The sequence below is a fragment of the Streptomyces sp. MspMP-M5 genome (assembly GCF_000373585.1).
Lineage (GTDB): Bacteria > Actinomycetota > Actinomycetes > Streptomycetales > Streptomycetaceae > Streptomyces.
The window spans coordinates 51,760-77,949 of record NZ_KB891866.1 but is presented as its reverse complement, the minus strand read 5'-3'; the positions used below and the strand labels follow the sequence as shown (position 1 = coordinate 77,949).

The window sequence follows — 26,190 nt, the reverse complement described above, 5'->3', positions numbered from 1 at the left end:
GGCCGGTCCGCCGTGAGAATGGAGCACACCGATGACCACCCCGCCCTCCGGGCCGAACATCATGGACCCGGCGCTCATCGCCGACCCCTACGGGGGCTTCGACCGCCTCAGGGAGGAAGCGCCCCTGGTACTCGGACAGAGCGCGGACTCCACCCCGACCTGGTACGCGACACGCTACGAGGACGTACGCGCGGTACTCGGCGACCCCCGCTTCGTCGTCGACCCCGAACTGACACCGGGCACCGAAGCGGTGGACAACCGCAACAGGATGCTCGAAATGCTGGAACTCCCCAAGGAGTTCCACCCTTACCTCAGCGAGTCCATCCTCGACGTCGACGGCGACCGCCACACCCGACTCCGCGGCCTGGCAACCCGCGCCTTCACCGCCCGCCGCGTCAACGCGCTACGCCCCCGGGTCGAGGCGATCACCGCATCACTCCTCGACTCATTCGGCGAATCCGTCGACCTCATCTCGGAATTCGCCTATCCCCTCCCCATCACGGTGATCTGCGAACTCGTCGGAATACCGGAGGAGGACCGAAGCCTGTGGCGTACCGCGGGCTCGGCGCTCACCTCGATCGCACCCGGCTCCAAAGGGGCCGCGGCCCGAGAACTGATCGAGTACACCCACACCCTGGTCGACAAACGCCGCACCGCACCCACCGATGACCTGATCTCCGACCTCGTCAAGGTGCAGGACGAGGACGGCGACCGGCTCTCCGACGTGGAGCTGGTGACGATGCTCCTGGGCCTGGCAACGGCCGGCCACGAAACCACGGCGAACCTCATCGGCAACGGGGCACTCGCCCTCCTCAGCCACCCCGACCAGCTCGAAGCGCTCCGCCGCAATCCTGAACTGTGGCCGACAGCAGTGGACGAACTCGTCCGTTGGTGCGGTTCGATCCTCATCACACAGCTACGCTACGCAACCGAGGACATCGACGTCGGAGGGCAGACCATCAAGGCAGGCGAGGCCGTCCAGCCAGTGGTGGTATCGGCCAACCGCGACCCACGCGAATTCGACCGACCGGAATGCTTCGACGTGACACGCCGATCCACCAAGCCCGGTGACGGGCACATCGGCTTCGGCCTCGGCCCCCACTACTGCCTGGGAGCCGCACTCGCCAGACAAGAGTGCGAGGTCGCCCTCCGCAGTCTCTTCGACCGCTTTCCCCGCATAGCCCTGACAACCCACGAGCACACCTGGGTCCCCGTACCGGGCCTGCGCCAACTGGCGGCGCTCCCATTGAAGTTGCTCTAGCCAAGGGGACATACTCGTATACGCGTTCAAAAACCCCAGTCGAATTCAGACAGCGGCGTTTGACTACGAAAAACCTCGCCACCACAGAAAATCCGAAGGATATGCTGGAGCCATGACTGCCACATGGGAGCCCACAGAAGGCGTCTTACAACTGCCATCAGGACGACTCATCCGCGGTCGCGGCCTGCGGAAGCCGCTTCCCCCCGGACCGCAACCCCACTTCGCTCTCTACCTGCGCGGCCGTCAACCCCCGCCGGTCGACTGGGAAAGCCACTGGGTGCGCTGGCCCGACTTCTGGCTGCCCACCGATCGGGCAGCATTCGCCGAATCGCTCCGCGAGCTGCTGGAACGATCCAAAACCCAACGCGTGGAAGTCGCCTGCGGCGGCGGCTTCGGACGCACCGGAACCGCTCTGGCATGCCTCGCCGTACTCGACGGAATCCCCAACGACAAAGCCGTGGCATACGTACGCGAGCATTACTCCCACCGCGCCGTGGAAACCCCATGGCAACGCCGCTTCGTCGCACGCTTCGGCTAGATGAGTGAGTCCGAAGTCCCGTCGTCCGCCCGAAGGGCGGGCCCGGCGGCGTCTGCTGGTGGGGGTACCTCCCATGCCCGTTCAGGGCATGGGGGAGCATCGCAAGGCGCCGGAGCGTCTTGGGTGGGGGCACCTCCCATGCCCTTCAGGCATGGGGGAGGAGCTATCGGGACCGTGCCTCAGGTCGCTTGTGCTGCGCTCAGCTCTTCGTTGACCGCTACTGGGTCCTGCTGAGGCGAGCGAAGCCGGCGAGGAGCCCCCGGGGGCGAGGAGCCGGGGCTCCTCTGTACCTCCATCGTCGGATCCCGGCCGATTCCGGCCCGTCCCGGGCGCCGCAACCCGCCCCGTGACATCCCTCATACCGGCGCACGCCGGAACTAAGGCGCCTAGTAGTCACCACCGCGCCGACAAATGAGACTTTGTCCGTCTTGATCTGGCGATGAGGCACACCCGCGACGCCGAAGGCCGACTCATCGGCCCTCTCGGCCAAGCATCGGCCCAGCTCACACCCCTGACGACATGCCAGGCACCGAGACAGTCCGGGGGAACGGGACAGCACGCCCACCCGCCCACCGCAAGGGGTAAGGGCTCAACTACCCCGCTTAGTAGTAATGCCCCATTGCCCGCCCTACCAGCACTTCCCAGAATGTCGGCCATCGACGCAACGAGCGAGTGAGGTCAGGCATGAAGAAGCACCGCAGGAAGAGCAACCACCGGCGGCTGACGGTTGCCGCCCTCGCCGTAGCCGCCCTGGGTGTCCCCTCGGTCGCCATGGCCTGCCGGGGCGGGGCCGACGAGGGGAGCCCTTCCCGCCACGCCTGGACGAGCGCTTCGTCGGCAGCGCCCGCGGCACCGGCGACGGCCGGGACGCTCGCCGCCGCACCGGGCGCCGCCGCACCCGCCTCCGCCGCACCCGCTTCCGGCGACACCGCCCTCGTCGTGGAACTCGTCAACAAGGAACGCAGCAAGGCCGGCTGCGCCCCGCTGACAGTCAACGCAAAGCTGACAAAAACCGCTGAAGAGCACAGCAAGGACATGGCAGACCACCGCCATATGTCGCATACCGGATCCGACGGCTCCGACCCGGGCGCCCGGATCAAGAACGCCGGCTACAACTGGAGCAGCTACGGCGAGAACGTCGCCTACGGATACGCCACCCCGGCGAGCGTGATGGCCGGCTGGATGTCCAGCCCCGGACACAAGCGCAACATCCTCGACTGCTCGTTCAAGGAGATCGGCGTCGGCGTCGCACAGCCCGGGGACTACTGGACGCAGGATTTCGCCACCGCCCAATAGCCCCGTGGGAGCCCGCCAGGCGCCAGGTGTCGTGCCTGGCGCCAGGCACATCCCGACCCGGCGCACCGTGAGGGGCGTGTACGGACGCCCTACCGCCCGCCGTTGACGACGGCCCGCTCCACCGCGCCGTCCTGGAGGTACCAGCGCTGGAGGATCTTCGCGTAGGCGCCGGTCCGGATGAGGCCGTCGAGTGCCTCGCGCACGGCGTCGCGCAGTGCCGTATCGGCCTTGGCGACGGCGATGCCGTAGGGGACGGAATCGATCTGTCCGCCGACGAGTTGGAAGGTGCCGCCGCCCGCCTGGGTCGCCGCGGTGTAGGCCGCGACCGGGAAGTCGTCCAGGCAGGCGAGGGACCGGCGCTGGGCCACATCGTCGTAGACCTCGGCCGTCGAGTCGAACTTCCGGAGCGTCGGCTTCGCGGGGAGCCGCCGGCTCAGCTCGTCGAGGTAGCCCTCGGCCGCGGAGCCGCGCTGGACCGCGACCGGCTTGCCCGACACGTCCTCCAGTTTGCCGAGGCGGTCCGGATTGCCCTTGCGCACGACGAGCGACAGCCCCGCCTGGAAGTAGTCGATCAGGTCGACCCCTCCCCCGGTCTTCGTCCCGCTCGCCTGCCCGCCCTCGCGGTCCTTGGTGTCGACCATCGCCGAGATGACCAGGTCGAACCGGCCCTGGTCGAGGCCGGCGAACAGGGAGTCGAAGGTCGCGTTCTGGAACGTGCAGCGGACGCCCAGCTCGCGGCCGAGGGCGTTGGCCAGGTCGACGTCGAGGCCGGCGGGCTTGCCGTCGCTGAGGAACTCCATCGGCGCATAGGTGATGTCGGAGCCGACGGTGAGGATGCCCTTGTCCGCTATCGCCTGCGGCAAGCGGCCGGACGGTTTCGCGGCTCCGCCGGTCCCGCCCGTGGCGCCCGTGGCGCCCACACCACCGGTGCCCGGCTTCCCACCCTCCGGCCACAGCGTCCAGGCCAGCGCCCCGCCACCGGCCGCGACGCCGGCGAGGGACAGTGCCGCAAGCACACGGCGACGGCTCGGCCCCGGGGGCGCGGGCGGGCCGTACGTCCCAGGCGTCGGACCGGTGCGAGAGGAGTCCTGGGGTGGAGCGGCGGGCGGCGGGGGCTTCGGGGGCTCCGCCATGGTGCGGGTCGGCAGCGCGCCGATGCCGGCGGTGGCGCCGGTGGGCTGTGCGGCCGGCGGGCCCGAGGGGGAGGTGCCGAGGGTTCTGGGGTCGCCGAGCTGTGCGGACAGGCGGTGGAGTTGCCCGGCGAGAGAGGCCGGCAACCAGTCGTCGTACGGGCCCGGTGCGCCGACCCGCGCGACGAGCTCGGGGAGGGCCGGCCGCCGTGCCGGGTCCTTCTCCAGACAGGATGCCGCCAACTCACCGAGTTTCCGCGGAACTTGACCGACCTGCGGCTGTTCGTGCACGGTGCGGTACATCAGGACCTGCGGCTCGGCGTTGCCGTACGGGCCGTCGCCGGTCGCCGCGTAGACGATCACGCCACCGAGCGCGAAGACATCCGCGGCGCCCGTGATGTCGGGTCCGGTCATCACGAGCTGTTCGGGGGCCATGAAGCCGGGGGTACCGAGGGCGGTGCCGGTCGCCGTCAGCGCGGTGTCCGCGGCGGAGTGTGCGATGCCGAAGTCGATGACGCGGGGGCCGGTGGCGGTGAGCAGGATGTTGGACGGCTTGAGATCGCGGTGCACCAGGCCGTGCGCATGCACCGCCGACAGTGCCTGGAGCAGACCGGCCGCCAGCAGCCACACGGTGCGCTCGGCCAGCGGCCCCAGGTCGTGTACGGCGGAACTCAACGGGACGCCCGGCACGTACTCGGTCGCCATCCACGGCACGTCGTCCTGCGGCGCGGCATCGACCACCGGCGCCACGAACGGTCCCCCGACCCGTCCGGCCGCTGCCACCTCACGCGCGAAGCGCTTGCGGAAGCCAGGGTCGTCGGCGAGTTCGGAGCGTGCGGTCTTCACCGCTACCGTCCGCCCGTCACCCGCGCGGCCGAGATAGACCCGCCCCATTCCGCCGCCGCCGAGCAGCCCAATGATCCTGAACGGCCCGATCCGTCGCGGATCGTCCTTCGCCAGCGGTCGCACCCGCACCCCCACCCGTGCCAGCAATTACGGGGAACACTATCCCGCACCCGTCCGCCCGGGCGATCGCCGGACGGGGCCATCGCGGCAGGGCCGGCCGCCATGCAGCCGCTGCGGCGTGAAAGTCCCTTGTGCCGGCCCGCCGGCCCGTAGTGCGCTGCCCTTCATGAGGAGCATGAAGACCATGAGGAAGCGGAGTGTTGCCGGGTTGGTTGCCGTCCTGGTCATGGACTCGCTGTGTGCGGCCGCGCCGGATTCGTCCGCGGCTGCGACCGGAGCCGGTGCCAGTGCCGGAGCCGGAGCCGGAGCCGACAGTCCACCACCGGTGGGCGGCACCCCCACAAGTCCGTTGTCGACGCGTGCGGAGTCCACGCGCCTGGGCGTCGATCTCGACACCGTGACGATTCCGGAACTCCAGGCGCGCATGGCGCGCGGAGCGCTGACCTCCCGGGCACTGACCGCCGCCTATCTGCGGCGGATCCAGGCCGTCGATCCGACGGTCCATGCGGTGCTGCGCACCGACCCGACGGCGCTGCACCAGGCCGCCGCCAGCGATGCCAGGCACCGGCACGGTACGGCCCGCAGCCCACTCGACGGCATCCCCGTCCTGCTCAAGGACAACGTGGACACCCGTGACCTGCCCACCACAGCCGGGTCGCTGGCACTGGCCGGCCGCCCGCCGCACCACGACGCGGCGCTGGTGACCCGGCTGCGCGCGGCGGGCGCGGTGATCCTCGGCAAGACCAACCTGTCCGAATGGGCGAACTTCCGCTCCACAAAACCGACTTCGGGATGGTCGGCGGTGGGCGGGCAGACCCACAACCCGTACGTACTGGACCGCAATCCATGCGGCTCCTCCGCCGGTTCGGCCGCCGCACTGGCCGCGTCGTTGGCGCAGGTGGCGATCGGCACCGAGACGGACGGCTCCATCGTCTGTGCGGCCGGGATGAACGGGGTGGTGGGCCACAAACCCAGTCTGGGACTGGTCGGTCAGGCCGGTGTGGTCCCGATCTCGGCGCAGCAGGACACCGCGGGCCCCATGGCGCGCAATGTGACCGATACCGCGCTCACCCTGGCGGTGCTCAGCGGCGACGACTCCGCACGCCCAGGCACGCCCGCCGGGCTCCCGGACGCACCGACCCGCGCCGGCGGACTGCACGGCAAACGGATCGGCCTGTGGCGGCTGCCCGAACTGGGGCCGGGGGTGGACGCGGTGCTGACCCGCACCGCGGAGCGGCTACGGAGCGCGGGAGCCACCGTCGTCGAGGTGACGCCCCCGTACCAGAAGCGCATCGCGGAACTGGAAATCCCCACGCTGCTCAGCGAGTTCCACCGGGACATCGATGCCTATCTCACCACCCGCGACGGACCGCGGAACCTCGCCGGACTGATCGCGTTCACCCGCGCCCACCCGGCGGAACGGACCTGCTTCGCCGGACAGGAGCTCTTCGAGCGGGCCCTCGCCGCGCCACCCACCACCGATCCCCAATACCGTGCGGCACGCGCCGAGTTGACGAACCTGGCCCGCCGTTCAGTCGACGAGACCATGGCCGCCCATCGACTGGACGCGATCGCCGCACCCACCAACCCCCCTGCCTGGACGACCGACTGCGCACGGGGCGACAACGACATCATCCCGTCCTCGACCCCCGCGGCCGTGGCCGGCTACCCGTCGCTGTCGGTACCCGCCGGGTTCGTCCACGAGCTGCCTGTGGGCCTGCTCCTGATGGCCGGCAACCGCCAGGACGCCGCGCTCCTGTCCCTGGGAGCCGCGGTGGAGCACCGTCTGCACGCCTGGCGGGCGCCGCGCTACCTCCCCACGGTGGGCCGCGACGCCGTCCGCTGAACCGGCCGCCACAGACACCGTCCGGCGCCGCACGGCCGGTGCGCCTCAGTCCGCCCACTCCTCGGCGAGGACGGACCAGACCTCGGTGTCATGGCGAACTCCCCGGTACGGGAACTGCCTGCGCAGCACTCCGTCGCGCCGCATGCCGAGCCGGCGGGCCGCCTCGACACTGCGCTTGTTGGCCGGGGTGGTCCGCCATTCCACGCGGCTCATCCCGCGCTCGCGGAAGGCCCAGTCGATCAGTGCCCGGCTCGCCCGGTGCACCAGCCCGCGCCCCTCCCCCGCCGATTCCAGCCAGCATCCGATCTCACAGACACCCAGGGCGGCATCGAACTGCGTGAACATCACGCCGCCGACCAGCACGCCCTCCAACCAGATGCCGTAGATCCGCGACCCGTCCTTTGCCTGGCCGTCCGCATAGCCCTGGAGGACCTGGATCGCGGACTCCAGGTCGGTGGTCCGGGTCGCCCACGGAATCCAGGGGTCCACCGTGGACCGGGCGCGGTCCATGTGAGCGAGGAATTCCGGTGCCTGCCAGGGCTCCAAGGGCCGCAGCTCGGCACCGTCATCAAGCGGCAGGACAAACACGGGGGCCTCCGTCAGTCGGTCGGTCAGTCAGGAACGAGTGCGCAACAAACATCCGCTACGAACTGTAAGGCCACTCCTGGCGCCCCTAGCGCCCCGCCCGCTCCCGTCGACCATGAGCAGCGCGGCGTGGGGCACCTGACGCCCGCGATGCGCTACGCCGCCGAACAGGCCACCGCCTGAGGGATCTTCTGCTTGACTGGCCGTCATGACCTCTTCCCCCTTCGAGACCACCAGGCCCGACCAGATCGCTTATCTCGACCGCCTGGCCGCGAGCGATGTCGGTCGCTCCTACAAGCAGCGCATGCTCGACGCGCTCGATGTCCGCGCCGGCCAGACCGTACTCGACCTCGGCTGCGGCCCTGGGACCGATTTGGCGACCCTGGCCGGCGCGGCCACCACCACGGGTTCGGTGATCGGCATCGACCGCGACCCGGCCATGGTCGACGCGGCTCGGGCACGCACCGCCGACCACCCCGTGGTGGACGTCCGCCTGAGCGACCTCCACGACCTGGCGCTGCCCGACCGCTCCGCCGACCGTGCACGCACCGACCGGGTGTTGCAGCATGTCGCCGATCCCCTTCAGGCCCTCGGCGAGATCCGCCGGGTCCTGCGGCCGGGCGGGCGGCTGGTCATGGGCGAGCCCGACTGGGAGACGCTGACCATCGACCACCCGGACCGCGAGCTGACACGTGCCTACACCCACCACCTCGCCGACGAGGTGGTACGCAACGCGGCCATCGGCAGGCAGCTCCCCCGCCTGGCGACCGAGTGCGGTTTCGCGGTGCCGGCAGTCGTTCCCGTCACCTCGGTCTTCCGGGACGCTCACGTCGCCGACAAGATCCTCGGACTGGAACGCACCACCCGGCGCGCCGTAACCGCCGGCTACTTCGACGAGGAGCAGGCCGACCGCTGGTTGGCGCACCTGGCCCACGGCCCCTTCCTCGCCGCGGTGACCGTCTACCTCGTCGTGGCCCAGGCATAGCCTCCCGAGCCCGAAGCCTGGAGCGGAGAAAGGGCCGTCTCCAACTTCTCCGAGTCGGTGCGAGCTTCGACCCGCATCATTGCAGAATGCAATGGTATTCTTGAGTTGAGGTCATTCGAGGCATCTGAGAGGAAGCGATTCGAATGTCGGACCTCTCGCATCACACCACCACGGACATCACCAGCCACCCCGACGTAGCCGAGATGCGCGAGCGCTACGCACGCATGCTCTCCGGACGCCAGGCAACCGCCCTCGACGGGCTGATCCTCCTCACCGGTATGTACGCGGCGATCTCGCCCTGGGTGGTCCACTTCCGCGCAACGAGCCCGGAACTCACGGTGAACAACCTCATCATCGGCATCGTGCTGGCGGTGGTCGGTCTCGGGCTGACCCGGGCGCCGGAACGCATGTACCGGCTCAGCTGGACCTGCGCGGTGATCGGTGTCTGGCTGGTCATCTCGCCCTGGGTCGTGACCGCAGGCCACAGCGCCAGTGCCGGACTGATCTGGAACAACGTCTGGATCGGCGCCGTGACCTTGGCTCTTGGACTGGCCGCCACACGCCTGGCCATGGCAACCGAGTCGCAACGGAAGCCGGCCACGTAGCCCGGCGGGGAGTGCCTGACTTCGGGAAGAGGCGATCATGAGTCTCCCCATGCGTGACCGCCGGGTCCTCGCCCAGATCGAGGAGTACTTTCTGGCCGACGACCCCGAGCTGGCCTTGCTGCTGAGCACGTTCGGGGAGAGCCCCCAAAGGCGCCGTCGGCTCCTCCGGGGCATCCGGCGCCGAGCCGGTGCGGCGCTGGCGTACACGGCGGTGGCGGTGGGTGCCGTGCTGCTCGTCGCGGCCTGCCTGGCACGGAGTGCGGCGGTGCTGTGGGCGGCGGGCGCGATGGCGCTGGTGTCCGCGGCGCCGTTCCTCACGTCGCGGTTCCACCACTCGCCCGGCCGTCGGGCCCCGAGCGATCACCGCCGGGGTGTCCACGACTGAACCGAGGGGTGCCCCGCCCGCGTCGCCGCAACGCGGGCGGGGCGCTGGCGATCAGCGCACTGGCGGCCGGCGGGCGATCCGGTGCTCCGCTCGGCCCGCGCCCGCGCCCACGTCGCCCGCGTCGCCCGCGTCGCCCGGGACGGTCACCACCGTCCAGGCCGTCGATCCTGAAACATTGCCTACCGCAATACTTTCCTGTCGATAGAATGGGATCGGGTAGGCGCACTGGAGGCGGGTGAATCTCATGAAGTGCTTCGACTGCGCGTGGGCCGAGCAGGTCGTCGACGCCGTGGGCGTATGCCATCACTGCGGCGTGGGTGTCTGCTTGCGGCACTGCCATGTGGCCTTGGAGCCCGGGCATCGGATCGCCGGGGTCGGCCAGTCCACACTTTCCCGCCCGGCGCGCGAACTCACGTGCCTGACCTGCCATTTCGCGATGGCGCCGACGCCCCAGGCAGAGGTGAAGCGCAGCATGCGTTAGCGCGCAGCCAGGCGTGGGCGAGGCAACCCCAGCCGGTCACCCCGACCGCCCCCGAACGGCGGGAAAGGGGGCACTCGGGCGCGCTTCCCGACGGCGTCCGCCCCCTGGAGCCAACCGTCACTCCGTCCAGGTTCTGGACACCACCTGACTGCAAGTCTTGCACACTGCAATACTTGCATTGTGGAAAACATACAAAGGTGCCTGTGGCCAGGCGAAGGGCGAGCGCTGTGCACAGGCGCTCCGCGACGTAGTGGAGCGCCGCGGTGAGCGGGGCGCGCAAGGGAATGACAAGGCACCGGGGTGCCCATCTCGGCGACTTCACGGTGCAGCCGAGAATGCTGGTGATCTGCGGCTGGGCGTTGCTCGTGGGCGCCGCCGGCGCGGTGGCGGCACTGGCGTTGCTGCGGTTGATCGGGCTGGTCACCAATGTGGTGTTCTACCAGCGGTGGTCGACGGCGCTGGTCGCGCCCGGCTTGGAGCATCGGCCGTGGTGGCTGGTGCTGGGCGCACCGGTGGTGGGCGGCCTGGTGATCGGTGCGATGGCGCGCTACGGGTCGGAGAAGATCCGCGGGCACGGTATGCCCGAGGCGATCGAGGCGATCCTGACCGGCGGCAGCCGGGTCGCGCCGCGGGTGGCGGTGCTCAAGCCGGTGTCGGCGGCGATCAGTATCGGAACCGGCGGCCCGTTCGGCGCCGAGGGGCCGATCATCATGACCGGTGGTGCGATCGGCTCGATCCTGGCGCAGGGCCTGCGGCTCAGCGCGGATGAACGCAAGACCCTGCTGGTCTCCGGCGCGGCGGCCGGTATGGCGGCCACCTTCAACTCGCCGCTGGCGGCCGTGCTGCTCGCTGTGGAACTGCTGCTCTTCGAGTGGCGGCCGCGCAGCTTCGTCCCGGTGGTCGCGGCGGTCGGCGTCAGCACGGTGGTGCGCGGCTTCCTGCTGGGCACCGCTCCCATCTTCCCGGTGTCCACCACCGGACTGCACGTCGCGCCCACGGTCGATGTGCTCTGTCTGGCGGCCGGGCTGCTGGGCGGTGCGCTGGCGGTCGTGGCGACCTGGCTGGTGTACCGGGCCGAGGACGGCTTCGCCCGGCTGCCGTTCCACTGGATGTGGTGGCCCGCCATCGGTGGACTGGTCATCGGCCTGGGCGGACTGGTCGAACCGCGTGCCCTCGGTGTCGGCTACGACGTCATCGAGCAGCTGCTGACCGGGCACGCCACGGTGTCGCTCATCGTCGGCATCCTCGTCGTGAAGACCCTGATCTGGTCGCTCTCGCTCGGCTCGGGCACCTCCGGTGGGGTGCTCGCTCCGGTCTTCATGATCGGCGGGGCGGTCGGCGCGGCCGAGGGCCTGGTCTTCCCCCAGGTCATCCCGGGCTTCTGGGCGATGATGGGACTGGCCGCAGTGGTGGGCGGGGTGATGCGGTCACCGCTGACCGGCGTGATCTTCACCCTCGAACTGACCCATGCCTGGGGCACGGTGCTGCCGTTGCTGATCTCGTCCACCGCCGCCTACGCGCTGTCGGCGCTGCTGCTCAAGCGCTCGGTGCTCACCGAGAAGATCGCCCGCCGCGGACTACACCTGACCAGGGAGTACTCCACCGATCCGCTGGAGACGTTCTTCGTGGAGGAGGTCATGGACCGCCGGCCGCTGCTCCTCCAGGGCGCGGAGAGCGTGGCGGCCGCGCTCAAGCTCACCAGGGAGGCGAAGATCTCCGCCGACGACGGGCGGCGGCTGGTGCCCGTGGTCACCGGCGAGGGTGCGACAGGCATGGTCACGACCCAGGACCTGTTGCTGGACGCGGCCGCCGAGGACGTCGGCCGGCCGGGAAACAGCACGGTGGCGGATGTCTGTATGCCGTCCCCGGTGACCCTGCGGCCCGATGACACCCTGCGCCGGGCGGCCTACCTCTTCGCCGAACACGGCGTCACCCAGGCCCCGGTCGTCGGTCACGGCCCCGACGAACGTGTGGTGGGAACGGTCACCCTGCACCACCTGCTGCATGCCCGACGGCACGATCTGACGGAGGAGCACCACCGGCAGCGCCTCATCCCGGGCGGCCGCCGGCGTGACCCGGACGTCGTCCCCACCTGAGCCCCGCGGGGCCTTCGTGGCGGCAAAGGCCCCGTCGCCCGGGCCGTGTACCGGTTGTTGTTCGGTACCGCTCCGTGTTCGGTACCGCTCCGTGTTCGGTACCGTTTTGTGTTTCAGTACCGCTCCGTCAGCGAGTCGGCGGTCTGCTCGCCGGCGGCGTCGGTCAGGGCGCGCAGTCCGCGTACCAACTCGGCGCGCCGGCCGGCCGGAAGACTGGCGACGATTGCCTGGATCTCCTGGTGGCGGTGGGCCATGACCCTCTCGACCAGGGAGCGGCCCTGTGCCTTGAGGCGCACGATGACCTCGCGGCGGTTGTCGGGATTCATCTGCCGGTCCACCAGGCCGCGGGCCTCCAACTTGTCGACCATCCGCATCGCCGTCGACGGGTTGACGTCCAGTCCCGCGGCGAGCGCGGCGAGCTTGACCGGGCCCTCGCCGTGCAGGACCACCAGGGTGCGCAGTTGTGGCAGGGTCAGGGACGGTTCGGTCTCGGCGAGCGCCCGTGCGGAGAGCGCGACGAACAACCGGGACGCCGTCATGACGGCCGCGGCGACCTCCTCCACGGTCTCGTGCAGGTCGTCCGGCGGCTGCACGGCCGGGGTCCGCCGCTGTCCGTCAGCCTGATCTTGTCGCACCATACCGCTTTTATACCGCCCCGCAGGCGGCGGCGAAGGGCGAGCCCGCCCGGCCGTCCAGCCACTGGACGACATTCACCCTTCAATCAACATTTTGTTTATGACTTGCGGTCCGCATCCGCTGCACGTGCTGGGAGCCACGGCCGTCATGGCCGCCGGGGCGGTTGGGCTGCGCCCCAGCCCTAGAAGTGCTTGGCGCCCTCCATGATGGCCTCGCGGATGCGGTGGTAGGTGCCGCAGCGGCAGACGTTGCGGATCTCGTCGAGGTCGGCCTCGGTGATCTCCTTACCGGCGGCGCGGGCCTGCTTCACCTTGGCGACCGCGGCCATGATCTGGCCGGGCTGGCAGTAGCCGCACTGGGCCACGTCGTGCGCCAACCACGCCTCCTGCATGGGGTGCAGGTCCTTGCCGACGGTGGCCGGGAGCCCCTCGATGGTGGTGACCTCGTCGTCCGGCCGGACGTCCTTGACCGGAACCGAACAGGGGTTGAACGCCTTGCCGTTGAGGTGACTGGTGCATGCCTGGCAGACACCGAGACCGCAGCCGTACTTCGGCCCGGTGACGCCCAGGACGTCGCGCAGCACCCACAGCAGACGGACGTCGTCCTCGATGTCCACCGTGACGGACTTGCCGTTGAGGATGAAGGTGTGTTGGGGCACGATCGCTCCTTGCGCTGCTGGTGGCCCTCGCGTTCCTGGTGTGCGCTGCCGGCGAGCCGGTTCAGTAGGCGCGGTCCAGGCCGTCGGTCGGCGACTGCGGGATCGGGGGGACGGTCGGCAGTGGCTCGAAGCCGAGCGGGCCGGAGTGGTTGAGGGGGAACGTGGTGGGCATGGTGCCGGTGGCCGCGCCGTAGGCGCAGGCGACTGCGGCGGACGCGGCGCCGACCGCCAACTCCCCCGCGCCGCCCGGCTTTCCGCCGGTCGGCGGCATGACCACGATCTGCAGTTCGGGCGGGGTGTTCCACTGCCGGGTGTAGAAGTAGTTGTCCCAGCTGCCTTCCAGGAACGCGCCGTCCTTGAGGTGCAGGCCCGAGGTGAGCGTGATCGCGATGCCGTCCATGATGCCGCCCATCATCTGGGCCTCCAGGCCCTTAGGGTTGACGGCCAGGCCGACGTCCACGGCGCAGACGACCTTGGTGACGCGGGGTCCCGTACAGGCGTCGGGGATGTGCCGTCCGGTGGTCTCCGGGCGGCAGTCGATTTCGGCGAGTACCGCGACGACGCCGTGGTACTCGGGGTGGACGGCGATTCCCTGAGCCGTGCCGGCCGGCATCTTCCTTCCCCAGTCGCCGAGTTCGGCGACCTTGTCCAGAACGGCCCGGGCCCGGTCGTCCTTGACGAGCTGCCGGCGGAAGGCCAGGCGGTCCTTGCCCATCTCGTCCGCCAGCCGGTCGATGACGAGTTCCTGGGCGCACCGGACGTTGGGCGAATAGATGTTGCGCATACTGCCGGTGTTGAAGCCCTTGTCCACCTCGTTGAGGAACTGGGTGGTGAGGCCGAGGTCGTAGGGCGTCTGCTGGCTGAGCGTGAAGATCGTCTCGGAGAAGGTGAGGTCTCCCACCGGGAGCTTGGCGGCCGTGGCGGTGATGATCTCCCCCAGGCCGTGCCCGAAGTCGGTGGAGACGGAGGTGTGCCGCTGTTCGTAGGTGAGCACCTTGCCCAGCGCATACGTCGCCCGTATGCGCGAGGTGGCCATCGGGTGCGTACGTCCCTGCCGGAACTCGTCGGTGCGGTGCCACATCAGCTTGACCGGCTTGCCCATCGCCTTGGACGCCTCGGCGGCTTCCAGTGCGGCGTCGGAGAACAGCTTGCGGCCGAACGAACCACCGCCCTCGGCGACATGCACCGTGACCGCGCTCTGCGGCAGTCCCAGCTTGGCCGCGATCGCCTGCTGGGCGGCGATCGGCGACTTCAGGGCCGCCCAGATCTCGGCCCGGTCGGACCGTACGTCGGCGGCCGCACAGTTGGGCTCCAGCGCGCTGTTGCTGGCGAAGTGGAAGGTGAAGGAGCCCTCGACGGTCTTGGCCAGGTGGCTCAACTTCGGTACGGCGAGCGGGAGTTCGGCCGCCTTCAGCTCGCGCAGGACCGTGTCGTCGGACGCCCGTTCCGCGGTCCCCGGGCCCCAGGTCACCCGCAAGGCACGCACCGCGTCGATGCACTGCCCGAAGGTCCGGGCGCGTACCGCGACGCCGGTGGAGAGGGTCGCGACATCGGTGACGCCGGGCATCGCCCGTACCGCCGCGAGGTTCTGCACGGAGCGCACCGTACCGTTGATCGTGGGCGGCCGGCACACCATGGTCGGCGCGGCACCAGGCACGTGCAGGTCCATGGCGAACTGCTTGCGGCCCGTCACGCTCGCCCGCGCGTCGACGCGGTTGCGTGCGGTGCCGATGACCGAGAACGCGGACCGCGGTTTGAGGTCGGTGGCCACGCGTACGGTCTTCAGGCTGGCGGCCTTCTCGGCGAGCGAACCGTAGGTCGTGCTCCGGCCGTTCGGGGCGCTGATCACCCCGGCCTTGCTGGTCAGTGTGGAGAGCTCGGCGCCGAGCAGATCGGCGGCGGCCGCCAGCAGCCGCTTCCTGGCTATCGCCGCGGCGACCCGGATCGGCGTGTAGGTGGAGATGGTGGTGTTGGAACCGCCGGTGAGCTGGTTGAACAGCAGCTCCGGGCGCGCGTCCGCGAGGGTGACGTGGACCTTCTCCAGCGGCAGGTCGAGTTCCTCGGCGATCAGCATCGCGGTGGAGGTGGTGATGCCCTGGCCGACCTCGGCACGCGGCAACGCGAACGAGGCGGTGCCGTCGGCGTGGACATGAATGGTGATGAGGCCGGCCGTCGGCAGCGCGGCGTCGGTGAGCATGTCGTTGAGGTCGAACAGTTTCGTCAGCTCGGGCAGCGAACCGACCGCGGCGTGTGCCGGCGTGGATCCTGCTGCGGCTTCGCCCAGTTGGGCCGCCACGGCCAGTGTTGGCGCCGCCAGGACGTAGCCGAGGAACCTGCGGCGCTCGATCCCCTCCGCGGCGTTCCCGGTATCCGAGGCGCCCTGGTCGACCGGGTCGACGGCCTGCGCGACCTCCGCGTGCTCCTGCGGCAGACGATCCTGAACAGCCATCATCTGTCCTCTCACGGAGCGTGGTTGATCGACCTACCGGATGGTAGCGAACGCCTGCGCACGACAGAACAACGGGGACGTGGAGACTTCTCGTCAGCGGTCCGCTGCGCCTCGGCGCACTGCCTGGACGAGGGGTTCGGGCAGGCCCATCAGGCGCAGTGCGTCCGGCAGTGGTGTGCTCGGCACGGCCCCGGAGGCGGTCGCCGACCGGGCGGCCTGCCGGTAGCGAGCCCGGGCCTCGGCCAGTTCGCCGCGCTCCTCGGCGATCCGGGCGAGGCCGGTCAGTGTGCGGATGCGGTTGGCCAGGCCCTTCACCCAGTGCGAATCCTGGTGTTCCAGTGCCTGGAGGTAGAGGTGCCGCGCCGCGGTCGGGTCGCCGTCCAGCAGGGCGAGGTCGGCGAGCCCGCGTTGTGCGGCGGCGAGGGCGGTGGCGCTGCCGGCGCGTCGGGCGCGGTCGGCGGCCCGGGTGTAGTCGGCGCGGGCCGCCGCCGGGTCGTCGGCCAGGCGATGGTCGCCCCGGTTGACCAGGAGGTCGGCGTAGTCCTCCCAGGCGCCCAACTGCTCGGCGAGGGTGAGGGCTTCGTCGGTGAGTGCGAGGGCCGCGTCCCGGTCGCCGCGCACGGCGGCCAGGGATGCGAGGGCGTCGAGGGTCAGCGCGGTGCCCCATCGTTCGCCCAGCGCCCGGAACTGCTCGGCGGCCGCCTGGAAGCCGCGTTCGGCCTCGGCGAGGTCCCCGTCGCCGAAGGGGCCGAACGCGGCCACGTACTGGGCGGCTGCCCGGGTCCAGGGCTCGGGGCGGTCCCGTTGGGCGGAGACGAGGGCGTAGGCGCCGGCCGCGTCGCCGGCGCCGGCGTTGTGGATCATCCACGGCAGGAGGGCGGCCGGCCAGCTGCCCGCCCGGCCGGCCGACCACGCCTCGGTGAGGGCCCGGTCCGCGGCGTCCCGGTGCCTGTGCCAGGCCGTACGGGCCTCGGGCGGGCCGGAGGCGGCGAGCAGTACGCAGACGGCGTACTCCTCTTCGAGTCCGGTCGGGGGCTCCTCGCCCACGGTGTGGAGCAGGGCCGCTGCCTGCGGTGCCAGAGTGCCGGACTGCCCGCGGATCCACAGGTACGAGGAGGCGGCGGCCAGCAGCTCCAGGGCCGTCGCCGGCTCGGGCGCCACCACTGCCCACTGCACGGCGGCAAGGATGTCGGGCTGCTCCGCGGTCAGTTCCGCCAGCCGGGCAAGCTGCTCACCACGGCGCAGCCACGGGTCGGCGGCACGTATGCGTGCCAGCAGTGTCCGTGCGTGGGTGCGCCGGATCGTCTCCATCTCCCCCGCGGCGTCCAGCCGTTCGGCGCCGTAGGCACGGATCGTCGCCAGCATGCGGTAGCGGCCGCCGGACCGGTCCAGCAGCGACTTGTCGGCCAGTGACTCCAGTGTCTCCTCGTCGGTGTCGCACACCTTCGTTGCGGCCTGGACGCTCGCGCCGGCCGCGAACACCGAGAAACGCCGCGCCACCCGCTGTTCCGGCTCCGAGAGCAGGTCCCAACTCCAGGCAACGGTCGAGCGCAACGTCCGGTGCCGCCCGTCGGTCGTGCGGCTGCCTCGTGCGGCGAACGCCGGCCGGTCGGACAGACCGGCGGCCAGCTCGTCCAGGCTCAGGGTGCGCAGCCGGGCCGCCACCAGCTCGATGGCCAGCGGCAGGTTGTCCAGAGCGGTACAGACACGTTGTACCGCCGCGGGGTCGGGGACGAAGGCCCGGCGCACGGCGCGCGCCCGGTCGGTGAACAGTTCCTGGGCCGCCTGGTCGTCGAGCGGCCGTACGGGGTGGAGGTGCTCGCCGATGATGCCCAGCGGTTCCCGGCTCGTCGCCAGTACCCGCAGCTGCGGGCAGGCGGCCAACAGGCGGGCCGCGAGCGGCGCGACGTCCTCGACGAGGTGCTCGCAGTTGTCCAGGACGAGCAGCAGCGTGCGGCCCGACAGCGCGGTGCGCAGCCGGTCCAGTGGGCCCTGGTCGTCGTGCGCCATGTGCAGTCCCCGCTCGCGCAGGCCGAGGGCGGCGAGCAGTGCCTGGGGAAGGTGGGCGGCGTCGGGCAGCGCGCCCAGTTCGGCGAAGCACACGTCGTCGGTGGCCGACGCGGCGACCGCCACGGCCAGCCGGGTCTTGCCGACGCCGCCGGGCCCGGTCAACGTCACCAGCCGTGCGGCCCGCAGGAGTTCGCCGACCTCGGTCACCTCGCCCGCCCGGCCGACGAGGGCGGTCAGCTCGGCGGGCGGCGGGGTGGGCGAGGGCGACGCGTCGGCGTGGAGCAGTTCCCGGTGCAGTCCGGTCAACTCGGCCGAGGGGTCGGTTCCCAGTTCGTCGGCCAGTCGCCGCCTGACCTCCTCGAACACCAGCAGTGCCGCGGCCTGGCCGCCGTCCGCGAACAGCGCCCGCATCAGCAGTCCGGCCAGGCGCTCCCGTAGTGGGTGACGGTCCAGCAACGCCCGCAACTCGGTTGCGGCGGCGCGGTGTTCGCCGATGCACAGCTCAGCCTCGTAGCGGTCCTCCAGTGCCGTCAGCCGGATTTCCTCCAGACGTGCCGCGGCTGCCTGCCCCGGCTCGCTGTCGGCGACGTCGACGAGCGCCGGCCCCCGCCAGAGTCCCAACCCCTCCCGCAACAGCTGGGCCGCCCGGCGCGGATCGCCGTCCCGCAAGGCCGCCCGGCCGTCCCGTGTCAACTCCTCGAATCGCCCGGCGTCCACCTCGTCCGGGGCGACGACCAGGCGATACCCCGCCCCGCTCCGCTCGATCACGGCCGCCCCACCCAGCGCCGAGCGCAGCCGGGACACCTGCGACTGGAGCGCATGGGCGGACGGCACCGGCGCCGCATCGCCGCCGGCGGCTCCGACGCCGTCGGCCAGTCGCTCGGCCGGGACGACCTCGCCCGGCCGGACGAGCAGCAGGGCGAGCAGGGCGCGCCGCGCGGGCCCGCCCAGCGGAACCTCCGCCCCGTCGTCGCACCACGCCTGTGTCCCGCCGAGGATTCCGAAGCGCATAGCGGTGATTATCACCGACGTGCGCTCCCACAGGGCGCGTTGGGTTACCAGGTGCCGCGACGGCTTGACCTGGCACCCGGCACCCGGCACCCGCCGTCCGTCACACCAGGGGCCCGAGATACGTTCCGCCGGAGACGTCGATGGTCCGGCCGGTGATCCAACGCCCCTGCGGCCCCGCCAGGAAGCCGACGACGTCGGCCACGTCCTCGGGCTCCCCCAGGCGCCCCAGCGCGGTGATCGCCTCAAGTCCCGCCACCACCTCGGGGATCGCGGTGTGGCCGGCGGTCAGGTCGGTCCGCACCGCCCCGGGTGCGACGGTGTTCACCGTGATGCCCCGGCGGCCGAGTTCGTTGGCCAGCGACGGCGCCAACGCCTCCAACGCCGCCTTGGTGACCGTGTATCCGATCTGCGTGGAGACCGCGAACCGACTGGCCGTCGATCCCATGTTGATGATGCGGCCGCCGTCGTTCAGGAGCGGTATCGCCCGCTGGGTGACGAAGAACGGGGCCGTGACGTTGACCGCCAGCAGCCGTTCCCACTCCCGTGGAGTCACCTCCGAGATCGCATGCCCCGACGAGATACCGGCGTTGTTGACCAGGATGTCCAGTCCGCGCCCGGCGAGCCCGGCGGTCAGCCCCTCGAACAGCCGCTCCACGGCGTCCTCTTCACCGAACCGTGCCCGCACGGCGAACGCCCGGCCCCCGGACTCCTCGATGCGTGCCACGGTCTCGTGGGCCGCCGCTTCGTTGCCGCCGTAGTGGACCGCGACCGACGCTCCCTCGCCGGCCAGTCGCAGCGCCACCGCCCGGCCGATCCCCCGCGAGCCACCCGTCACCAGTGCCGTCCTGCCCGTCAGCGAAGCCATCGTCAATTCCCTTCTCCGCGGCCGACGCTCGGTGTCCGACCTGCGAGGGCACCACGATGGCGGGCCCGGCTCACCGCACGCTCACCGCCGGCTCACCGGCCCGGGAAACGGCGGTGAGTGCGTCAGGAGTCGCCGGTGAGCGAGCGGAGCTCGTGGACCACGTCACGGCCGGACGGCGCGTGCTCCGGGTCGATCAGCCACTGCAGCATCAGTCCGCTCAGCAACGCGAGCGGTACCGAGCCGCCCAGTCCCTCGCGGCCCTGGCGCTGCCCCTCGGCGAGATGGGCGCGGACCTCGGGTGACCGCTCGGCCTGCACCGCGGCCTCCAGTTGGGCCACCCACAGCGCCCGGTGGGTGGTGAAGCTGTCGATCAGTGCCTGCCAGCGGTCCGCCGGCTCGTCCCCCGCTGCCTGTGGGCGGAGTTCGTCGTCGAGTTCGTCCACCGCCTGCACCAGTGCCTGGGTGAGCAGCGCGTCCTTGGAGCCGAAGTGGTAGCCGATGGCGGCATGACTGACCCCGGCGGCCTTGGCGATGTCCCGGACGGTGGTGCGGGCCCAGCCGCGTTCGATCAGGCACTGCTTGGCCCCGGCCAGGAGATCCTCTCGGTTTCCCATGCCGCTCAGCATAGCGAAGGCTTGTCCAATCGGTTCATCCAAATGGTTTGACCAAATGGACAAGACCCGGCTACGGTCGTTCCCATGACGACGACAAAGGTTCTGATCTCGGGCGCCAGCGTGGCCGGTCCGGCCCTGGCCTACTTCCTGCGGCGCGACGGCCACGAGGTGACCGTGGTCGAGCGCGCACCGGACCTCCGGGACACCGGGTACGCGGTCGACTTCCGCGGCGCGGCGTTCGACGTGCTGGAGGAGATGGGCATCCTCGGCGAGATCCGCGGGCACGACACGCAGATGCGCGGCACGACCCTGGTCGACGCGACGGGCACCGAGACCGGGCGGCTCCCCGCCGAGGTGTTCGCCGGCGAGCTCGAAGTCCCGAAACGGGAACTGACCCGGATCCTGCACCGGGTGACCGCGGCCGATGTGGAGTATGTCTTCGACGACTCGATCAGTGCGCTCAGCCAGGACGACACCGGTGTCGCGGTCGAGTTCGAGCGGTCCGCGGCCCGGCGCTTCGACCTCGTCATCGGCGCGGACGGGGTCTATTCGAAGGTCCGCCGGCTCGCCTTCGGCCCGCACGCGGACACCCTGCGGCACCTGGGCATGTCCGGCGCCGGGTTCACCACGGCCAACCACCTCGGCCTCGACCGCAGCGGAGTGCTGTGCCAGGCGGGAAGCACGGCGATCTACGCGTTCAGCGCCGGCGATCCGGACACCCTGGCGGTCAGCCTGTCCTTCGCCACCGCCTCACCCGAACTGGACCGGCGGGGCCGTGAGGCGCAGGAACGGGCCGTACGGGAGGCGTTCGCCGGGCACGGCTGGGAAGCACCGCGCCTGCTGGCGGCGATGAGCGCGGCGGACGACTTCTACTTCTCCTCCACCTGCCAGATCCACCTCGACAGGTGGTCGCGGGGCCGGATCGCGCTGCTCGGCGACGCGGGGTACTGCGCCGCGCCCACCAGCGGCATGGGCACCTCCCAGGCACTGATCGGCGCCCGCACGCTGGCCCGGCAGCTGGCCCTGGCGGGCGGCGACCACCCGGCCGCGTTCGCCGCCTACGAGGCGGAGCTGCGGCCCTATGTCGCCGAGAACCAGGCAAAGGGCCGGGAGGGCGCGGTGGCGTTCGGAGGTGGGGAGATACCGGCGGGTGCGTAGGTCGCCTGGGCGTTCGGCGAGATGTACGCGCGGCGCGAGCTGCCCCCGCGTGAGCGGCAGTTGGTGACCCTGGGCGTGCTCGCCGCGCTCGGGGGCTGCGAGAGCGAGCTGGAGGCGCACCTCAACGCGGCGCTCAACGTCGGCCTGGCCGCCACCTGGGCTGACCGCCCCGACGCCGGTGCCGCGGCACGTCGTTGTGCCCGGTCCGGCGTCGGGGTTTCATCGGGATTTCACCGCGTTCCGCCAGGGTCGGCCTGTTCGCCGGGCTTGTCGGGGGACTCGGCGGGCCCGGGGGTCGCCGGGGCCCGGTCCGCGGGGTCGGGCCGCTGTGGGCGGTAGGCCGCGGCGAGGTGGTGTTGGAGGCGGGCGTGGCGGAACTGGTAGACGGCGCCGGCCTGGCGGAGGACACCTCGTTGGTAGGCGTCCTCCAGGAAGGCGACCACGGACCAGGGCAGGCGGCCGGTCAGTGGCAGCCAGATGCGGGAGAAGACCGTCCACTGGCCCCAGGACGTCAGGCTGAAGAGGTAGCCGAGGGCGCCGCCGAGTCCGCTGATGACGCCGAGTTTGAGTGCGGCGGTGAGGTTCCAGACGACCGGCCCCAGGAGCACCGACAGGGGTCGCATCACCAGCATGGAACCGAAGCCGACGAGGAGGCCGAAGGTCGGGGCCCAGATGAGGAGCTGGGTGGCGACGGTGCGGCCGTTGGTCCGCAGCAGGCTGACGGGATTGACGGCGGACCGGATGTCGAGGGGGGTTTCGAAGAGCGTCAGCAGACCGAAGGTGGGGCCGGCTGCCAGCGCGAACATCAGGCCGTAGATGAGGCCGTCGCCGAGGCTGCCGGCCAGGACGACCGGGAGGCTGATGTGGCGCAGGGCGCCGTTGATCACCCCGCGGACGAAGCCGTAGCCGGCGCCGAACACCAGGCCGCAGAGCAGCCCGATCGCCAGGCGGCGGAGGGGGCTCCGGCCGGTTCTGGCCTCCCGGCCGAATATCTTCATGCGGACGCCGGACGGCTGCACGGCCGCGTTCCTGGCCGCGACCATGAACCAGTACGCGATCCCGAACATCAGCCCGGAGAGGAGCCCGGCCACCAGGCCGTCCACGATTTGGAACGTGAAGGAGTCGAAGAGCGTGCCGACGACGCCGTCGACGAGCGCGATGGCCAGGCAGATCACCAACGCCGTCACCAGGGTGCGGGTGGTGCGGCGCATGCCGTGGCCGAGGCGCCACCATTCCAGGTTGGGGGTGTCGAGCCGGTTCAGGTGGTGGGCCAGGTAGCCGAGCCAGTACCGGGCGCGTTCCGGGTCCCAGGTGCGGAGCGGCCCGCTGCCGGGCTGGGGGTCGGGCCGTGGGCGGTAGACGGTGGTGGTGAAGTTGTCGAGGAGGTGGTCCTCCAGTTCCTCGGGGGTGCCGAAGCGCCGGGTGTCCAGCAGCGAGGACGGGTCGTGGTCCGGGGTGTTGCTGTAGACGGCGCGGGCGAGGGTGACCATCAGCGGGGTGGTCAGCACCGCGGCGAGGTTGGCGCCGGCCCGGCTGTCCGGGCGCTCGCGCAGTTCGTTCAGCACGGGGTCCCAGGCGGAGGCCGAGCGGTTCCGGCCGCGGGCCTTGCGGGTGGTGCGCGGCAGGTAGTCGGCCAGGTCGTCGAGGGTGAGGTCGGTCAGTTCCACCGCGGCGGCGGAGGTGAGCACGTCGGTCTCGGCGACCGCGGCGGCGTACTCGGACGGACGGCTGGTCAGCAGCAGCGGCAGCGTGGTGGCGTTGAGGGCTTCCAGTGCGGGGCGGCGCAGGCCGTCGGCGATCTCGTCGAAGCCGTCGAGTACGGGGAGGATGCGGCCGGTCTCGACGAGGGCGGCGGCCAGGCTCGGCCCGCCGGGGCCCGGGGCGGCGAGGCCGGGATGATCCCGCGTCAGCTGCATGGCCAGCCAGTCCCGGAGCGTGATGGCGGTCGGGTCCCATGAGCCGATGCTGAAGATCACCGGTACGGCATCGGCCCGGCCCCTGGACTTCAGGTGGTCCAGGACGAACCGCACGGTGAGGATCGTCTTCCCGGAGCCCGAGCGGCCCAGCACGACCAGCCGCCCGGACGGGATGCGCCGGTAGACGTCCACGATCGCGTCCAGTTGCCCGCTCAGGTCCAGCGGGTCATGGGTGCTCCCGGGCGGCATCCGGCGGATGTTGGCCCAGTGATCGGTCAGTTCCTCGGCGACCGGCCGCCAGCGCACCGGCAGTGGATAGGGGTCGTGGACCTGCCGCTGCTCCTCCTCGCGGCGCCAGCGGGCGGCCACCGTCTGGGCGACCTGTTCGGCGACATCGGCCAGGGTCTCGTGCAGCGGCGAAACCGATGGGCCCGCGGCGGCCAGTTCGGCGGGGGCGGCCGGCTCGGCGAAGGCCGCCGCTTCTACCGGAGGGTCGACTTCTTCCGGAGGGCCGGCGTCCGCGGTTCGGTGGACGGCGGACGCCAGTAGCCGCTCGCGTTCCTCGGGGCGCAGCCCGAGCGCGTCGGCGAGGAGCCGCACCGTGGTCACGCGAGGGTCGGCGCGCTCGCCGGTCTCCAGCCCACGGATGGTGCGGACGCCCACTCCGGCGCGCTCCGCCAACGCCTCCTGCGTCAGGTTCGCCTCACGCCGCAGTCTTTTCAACAGCGTGCTGAACTCACTGGTCACGAGTCACGGCCTTCCCCCGGCAATGTGTGTTTCCCCAGGTGAGGGACTCTAGCGCGGCCACCGGCCGGATACGGCCGGTCTGCTGGCCTGTCCGTTTCACCGCCCGGGGACCAGCGTCGACGGCAACTGCCCGACCGACTCACGTCTGGAGAGCCCGCAATGCCGACGACCGCGACCCTCGGTCGACCGACCGTCACCACGCTCACCCTTGAGGAGCGTGAGGTGCTCCAGGCGGTGGGCTACGGCCTGACGGACGGCGAGATCGCCTCCGCGCTCGCCCTCGCCGAGAACGCGGTCGACGCCCACCTCGCCCGGATCCTCGCCAAACTCGAACTGCGCGACCGGGCCGCCGCCATCGTCCATGCGTTCGACTGCGGGTTGGTCGAGCCCGGCCGGGGCCCCCGCGTGGCGGCCATCCCGAAGCAGCGGACCGCCGCCCGCCGGGCACGCGAGCCGCGGGTGCGGATCTCCGTCCTCGGGCCGCTGCGGGCATGGCGCGACGGCCAGCCGGTGGATCTGGGGCATCTGCGCCAGCAGGCCGTGCTGGCGGCACTGGCGCTGTGCCCGGACCGGACGGTCAGCCAGGAGGAACTGCTCGACGGGGTGTGGGGGATGGAACCACCGCTCACAAAAGTGGTGCCGGTGTACATCTACCGGCTGCGGAAGGTCCTCCAGGTCGAGCACGGCACGGAGTCGGTGATCCAGCGCGACCGGTGCGGCTACCGCCTCGCCCCCGGCGCGGTCGAGGTGGACGCGGCGCGCATGGAAGAGCTGGTCACCGCCGCCGGTGCGGCCGAGCGGGCCGGTGAACTGACCGAGGCGGTCCACGTCTGCACCCAGGCGCTGGACCTGTTCCGCGGGGAGCTGCTGGCCGGGCTGCCGGGGCCGTTCGCGGAACTGGAACGGCTGCGGCTCGCCGAGCGCCGGATCACCCTCGTACAGCGGAAGCTGGACTGGCAGCTGCGGCTGGGCCGGCACGCCGAGGCGGTCGGCGAGCTGTGGGCCCTGGCCGCGGCGCAGCCGTTGAACGAACCGATCGCCGCGATGCTGATGCGGGCGCTGTACCTCAGCGGACGGCAGGCGGAGGCGCTGACCGTGTTCGGCCGCACCCGCCGCCGGCTGGCCGACGAGCTGGGCGTGCTGCCGAGTCGGCTGCTGAGGCGGACGCACGAGATGATCGTGCGCGGGTCCGACGCCGGCCTCGCCGGGACCACGTCGTGACCCCACCGACGCCGCGTACCCGCGGTGAGGAACTGCTGTTGGCCCGGATCTCCGCGGCGGCCGGCCGTGCGCACCTCGGCAGGCGGCTGGCCACCTATACGGCGGCCGCGTACCGCTTCCGCGGACGGAACAGCCCGTTCCGGGCGATCCGGTACCTGACGGCCCTCGTGCGGTACCGCCGCCCCGGCCTGGCGAGGGCGGGCGCGGGCGCGCGACTGGATCTGTACGAGCGCGGCATGACCGTCGCCGTGAAGGGACGGATCCATGTCGTCCGCTACGACACCACCTCGGTGTTCCCGCACCGCACCCGGCCGCCGCACGACGCGCCCCGCCTCGGCATCACCCTCACCTACACGCTCACCGACATCGACCGGAAGCGGTTCGTGCTGGAGGGCAAACCGGGGCACGGGGACGCGGAGGCATGGGAACGCGAGATCCGACAGGCCGTCACCCGTGCCCAACTCCCTGCGGCCCTGGCCGCGCTCGACAGGGGCGAACGCCTCACTTTCGGGGACATCTGGTTGACCTCGGAGCAGATCGGGTCCGGAGAGCTGTCCGTGCCCTGGCCGCAGGTGCAGCGGATCGAGCGGGGGGATCCGGAGGAGACTCTCGTGATCAGCCTTGGCGGAAAGCGGCACAGACTGGGACCAGCACTGTCCAAAATGCCGAATCCGTTTGTTTTCTGGGCAGTTGTCGAGTGCTTGCGTGCTGAGGGCGGGGGCTGATCGGCC

Annotated in this window: 21 protein-coding genes and 1 pseudogene; 13 read left to right on the top strand and 9 right to left on the bottom strand. The window is 71.2% G+C overall.

Going from position 1 to position 26,190, the window contains the following annotated elements; all coding sequences use genetic code 11:
• Positions 1 to 31: 31 nt before the first annotated feature.
• From B073_RS0106615 to B073_RS0106605, 3 genes are all read left to right on the top strand, one after another.
• The gene (locus B073_RS0106615; RefSeq protein WP_018537299.1) at positions 32 to 1,261 is read left to right on the top strand and encodes a cytochrome P450 family protein; all 1,230 of its coding nucleotides are present in this window, start codon (positions 32 to 34) and stop codon (positions 1,259 to 1,261) included.
• Between the two features lie 112 nt (positions 1,262 to 1,373).
• A complete protein-coding gene (locus B073_RS0106610; protein ID WP_026247124.1) occupies positions 1,374 to 1,799 on the top strand; it encodes a protein-tyrosine phosphatase family protein in 426 nt (141 codons plus the stop codon).
• A 684-nt stretch (positions 1,800 to 2,483) separates the two neighbouring features.
• Positions 2,484 to 3,095, top strand: coding sequence for a CAP domain-containing protein (locus tag B073_RS0106605; protein ID WP_018537297.1), 612 nt, complete (start codon positions 2,484 to 2,486; stop codon positions 3,093 to 3,095).
• Between the two features lie 89 nt (positions 3,096 to 3,184).
• Here the strand turns inward: B073_RS0106605 and B073_RS42690 are convergent, their stop codons facing one another.
• Complete coding sequence (locus B073_RS42690) at positions 3,185 to 5,194, bottom strand: bifunctional serine/threonine-protein kinase/transporter substrate-binding domain-containing protein (RefSeq protein WP_158690096.1); 2,010 nt, start codon at positions 5,192 to 5,194, stop codon at positions 3,185 to 3,187.
• Between the two features lie 181 nt (positions 5,195 to 5,375).
• On the opposite strand from B073_RS42690, the gene B073_RS0106595 reads away from it, so the two are divergent.
• Complete coding sequence (locus B073_RS0106595) at positions 5,376 to 7,037, top strand: amidase (RefSeq protein WP_037811101.1); 1,662 nt, start codon at positions 5,376 to 5,378, stop codon at positions 7,035 to 7,037.
• 45 nt (positions 7,038 to 7,082) lie between these two features.
• On the opposite strand, the gene B073_RS0106590 is transcribed toward B073_RS0106595, so the two are convergent.
• Positions 7,083 to 7,625, bottom strand: a complete 543-nt coding sequence (locus tag B073_RS0106590; protein WP_018537295.1) for a GNAT family N-acetyltransferase — start codon at positions 7,623 to 7,625, stop codon at positions 7,083 to 7,085.
• Positions 7,626 to 7,830: 205 nt separating this feature from the next.
• On the opposite strand from B073_RS0106590, the gene B073_RS0106585 reads away from it, so the two are divergent.
• From B073_RS0106585 to B073_RS0106565, 5 genes are all read left to right on the top strand, one after another.
• Entirely contained in the window at positions 7,831 to 8,607 is a 777-nt protein-coding gene (locus B073_RS0106585) for a methyltransferase domain-containing protein (RefSeq protein WP_018537294.1), read from the top strand.
• Positions 8,608 to 8,750: 143 nt separating this feature from the next.
• Entirely contained in the window at positions 8,751 to 9,212 is a 462-nt protein-coding gene (locus B073_RS0106580) for an SPW repeat protein (protein WP_018537293.1), read from the top strand.
• A gap of 37 nt (positions 9,213 to 9,249) precedes the next feature.
• Entirely contained in the window at positions 9,250 to 9,597 is a 348-nt protein-coding gene (locus B073_RS39290; protein WP_037811075.1) for a DUF3040 domain-containing protein, read from the top strand.
• Between the two features lie 244 nt (positions 9,598 to 9,841).
• Positions 9,842 to 10,078, top strand: coding sequence for a DUF2180 family protein (locus tag B073_RS0106570; protein ID WP_018537291.1), 237 nt, complete (start codon positions 9,842 to 9,844; stop codon positions 10,076 to 10,078).
• Between the two features lie 284 nt (positions 10,079 to 10,362).
• Positions 10,363 to 12,174 (top strand): chloride channel protein, encoded by a 1,812-nt coding sequence (locus tag B073_RS0106565; RefSeq protein WP_037811073.1) that lies wholly within the window; start codon positions 10,363 to 10,365, stop codon positions 12,172 to 12,174.
• A gap of 113 nt (positions 12,175 to 12,287) precedes the next feature.
• On the opposite strand, the gene B073_RS39285 is transcribed toward B073_RS0106565, so the two are convergent.
• From B073_RS39285 to B073_RS0106535, 6 genes are all read right to left on the bottom strand, one after another.
• Positions 12,288 to 12,812: a MarR family winged helix-turn-helix transcriptional regulator gene (locus B073_RS39285; protein ID WP_051093934.1), complete on the bottom strand. Its 525-nt coding sequence runs from the start codon at positions 12,810 to 12,812 to the stop codon at positions 12,288 to 12,290.
• 179 nt (positions 12,813 to 12,991) lie between these two features.
• Entirely contained in the window at positions 12,992 to 13,468 is a 477-nt protein-coding gene (locus tag B073_RS0106555) for a (2Fe-2S)-binding protein (RefSeq protein ID WP_018537288.1), read from the bottom strand.
• Positions 13,469 to 13,529: 61 nt separating this feature from the next.
• Positions 13,530 to 15,920: a molybdopterin cofactor-binding domain-containing protein gene (locus B073_RS0106550; protein ID WP_018537287.1), complete on the bottom strand. Its 2,391-nt coding sequence runs from the start codon at positions 15,918 to 15,920 to the stop codon at positions 13,530 to 13,532.
• A 90-nt stretch (positions 15,921 to 16,010) separates the two neighbouring features.
• The gene (locus B073_RS0106545) at positions 16,011 to 18,938 is read right to left on the bottom strand and encodes an ATP-binding protein (protein ID WP_018537286.1); all 2,928 of its coding nucleotides are present in this window, start codon (positions 18,936 to 18,938) and stop codon (positions 16,011 to 16,013) included.
• 100 nt (positions 18,939 to 19,038) lie between these two features.
• Positions 19,039 to 19,803, bottom strand: coding sequence for an SDR family NAD(P)-dependent oxidoreductase (locus B073_RS0106540; RefSeq protein WP_018537285.1), 765 nt, complete (start codon positions 19,801 to 19,803; stop codon positions 19,039 to 19,041).
• 122 nt (positions 19,804 to 19,925) lie between these two features.
• A complete protein-coding gene (locus B073_RS0106535; protein WP_037811099.1) occupies positions 19,926 to 20,417 on the bottom strand; it encodes a TetR/AcrR family transcriptional regulator in 492 nt (163 codons plus the stop codon).
• An 84-nt stretch (positions 20,418 to 20,501) separates the two neighbouring features.
• Between B073_RS0106535 and B073_RS0106530 the strand changes: the two genes are divergently transcribed.
• Positions 20,502 to 21,575 carry an FAD-dependent monooxygenase gene (locus B073_RS0106530; protein WP_018537283.1) on the top strand — a complete coding sequence of 358 codons (1,074 nt, stop codon included), beginning with the start codon at positions 20,502 to 20,504 and terminating at the stop codon, positions 21,573 to 21,575.
• An 18-nt stretch (positions 21,576 to 21,593) separates the two neighbouring features.
• A pseudogene (locus B073_RS49235) lies at positions 21,594 to 21,914 on the top strand (carboxymuconolactone decarboxylase family protein); the annotation flags it as partial.
• Here the strand turns inward: B073_RS49235 and B073_RS0106525 are convergent.
• Positions 21,806 to 24,238 (bottom strand): NACHT domain-containing protein, encoded by a 2,433-nt coding sequence (locus tag B073_RS0106525; RefSeq protein ID WP_018537282.1) that lies wholly within the window; start codon positions 24,236 to 24,238, stop codon positions 21,806 to 21,808. The pseudogene B073_RS49235 and the gene B073_RS0106525 overlap by 109 nt on opposite strands.
• A gap of 159 nt (positions 24,239 to 24,397) precedes the next feature.
• Between B073_RS0106525 and B073_RS0106520 the strand changes: the two genes are divergently transcribed.
• Both B073_RS0106520 and B073_RS0106515 read left to right on the top strand, forming a co-directional pair.
• A complete protein-coding gene (locus B073_RS0106520; RefSeq protein WP_018537281.1) occupies positions 24,398 to 25,459 on the top strand; it encodes a BTAD domain-containing putative transcriptional regulator in 1,062 nt (353 codons plus the stop codon).
• The gene (locus B073_RS0106515) at positions 25,456 to 26,184 is read left to right on the top strand and encodes a DUF6585 family protein (RefSeq protein WP_037811071.1); all 729 of its coding nucleotides are present in this window, start codon (positions 25,456 to 25,458) and stop codon (positions 26,182 to 26,184) included. The genes B073_RS0106520 and B073_RS0106515 overlap by 4 nt, the downstream gene beginning before the upstream one ends.
• The last annotated feature ends 6 nt before the right edge of the window (positions 26,185 to 26,190 follow it).

What these genes read in the sequence shown, in the direction of transcription:
- B073_RS0106530 (WP_018537283.1), top strand. Translation starts at nt 20,502, where the DNA reads ATGACGACGACAAAGGTTCTGATCTCGGGCGCCAGCGTGGCCGGTCCG.
- B073_RS0106610 (WP_026247124.1), top strand. Translation starts at nt 1,374, where the DNA reads ATGACTGCCACATGGGAGCCCACAGAAGGCGTCTTACAACTGCCATCA.
- B073_RS0106615 (WP_018537299.1), top strand. Translation starts at nt 32, where the DNA reads ATGACCACCCCGCCCTCCGGGCCGAACATCATGGACCCGGCGCTCATC.
- B073_RS0106545 (WP_018537286.1), bottom strand. Translation starts at nt 18,938, where the DNA reads ATGCGCTTCGGAATCCTCGGCGGGACACAGGCGTGGTGCGACGACGGG.
- B073_RS39285 (WP_051093934.1), bottom strand. Translation starts at nt 12,812, where the DNA reads ATGGTGCGACAAGATCAGGCTGACGGACAGCGGCGGACCCCGGCCGTG.
- B073_RS0106540 (WP_018537285.1), bottom strand. Translation starts at nt 19,803, where the DNA reads ATGGCTTCGCTGACGGGCAGGACGGCACTGGTGACGGGTGGCTCGCGG.
- B073_RS39290 (WP_037811075.1), top strand. Translation starts at nt 9,250, where the DNA reads ATGAGTCTCCCCATGCGTGACCGCCGGGTCCTCGCCCAGATCGAGGAG.
- B073_RS0106605 (WP_018537297.1), top strand. Translation starts at nt 2,484, where the DNA reads ATGAAGAAGCACCGCAGGAAGAGCAACCACCGGCGGCTGACGGTTGCC.
- B073_RS0106550 (WP_018537287.1), bottom strand. Translation starts at nt 15,920, where the DNA reads ATGATGGCTGTTCAGGATCGTCTGCCGCAGGAGCACGCGGAGGTCGCG.
- B073_RS0106520 (WP_018537281.1), top strand. Translation starts at nt 24,398, where the DNA reads ATGCCGACGACCGCGACCCTCGGTCGACCGACCGTCACCACGCTCACC.
- B073_RS0106570 (WP_018537291.1), top strand. Translation starts at nt 9,842, where the DNA reads ATGAAGTGCTTCGACTGCGCGTGGGCCGAGCAGGTCGTCGACGCCGTG.
- B073_RS0106585 (WP_018537294.1), top strand. Translation starts at nt 7,831, where the DNA reads ATGACCTCTTCCCCCTTCGAGACCACCAGGCCCGACCAGATCGCTTAT.
- B073_RS0106535 (WP_037811099.1), bottom strand. Translation starts at nt 20,417, where the DNA reads ATGGGAAACCGAGAGGATCTCCTGGCCGGGGCCAAGCAGTGCCTGATC.
- B073_RS0106595 (WP_037811101.1), top strand. Translation starts at nt 5,376, where the DNA reads ATGAGGAAGCGGAGTGTTGCCGGGTTGGTTGCCGTCCTGGTCATGGAC.
- B073_RS0106565 (WP_037811073.1), top strand. Translation starts at nt 10,363, where the DNA reads ATGACAAGGCACCGGGGTGCCCATCTCGGCGACTTCACGGTGCAGCCG.
- B073_RS0106580 (WP_018537293.1), top strand. Translation starts at nt 8,751, where the DNA reads ATGTCGGACCTCTCGCATCACACCACCACGGACATCACCAGCCACCCC.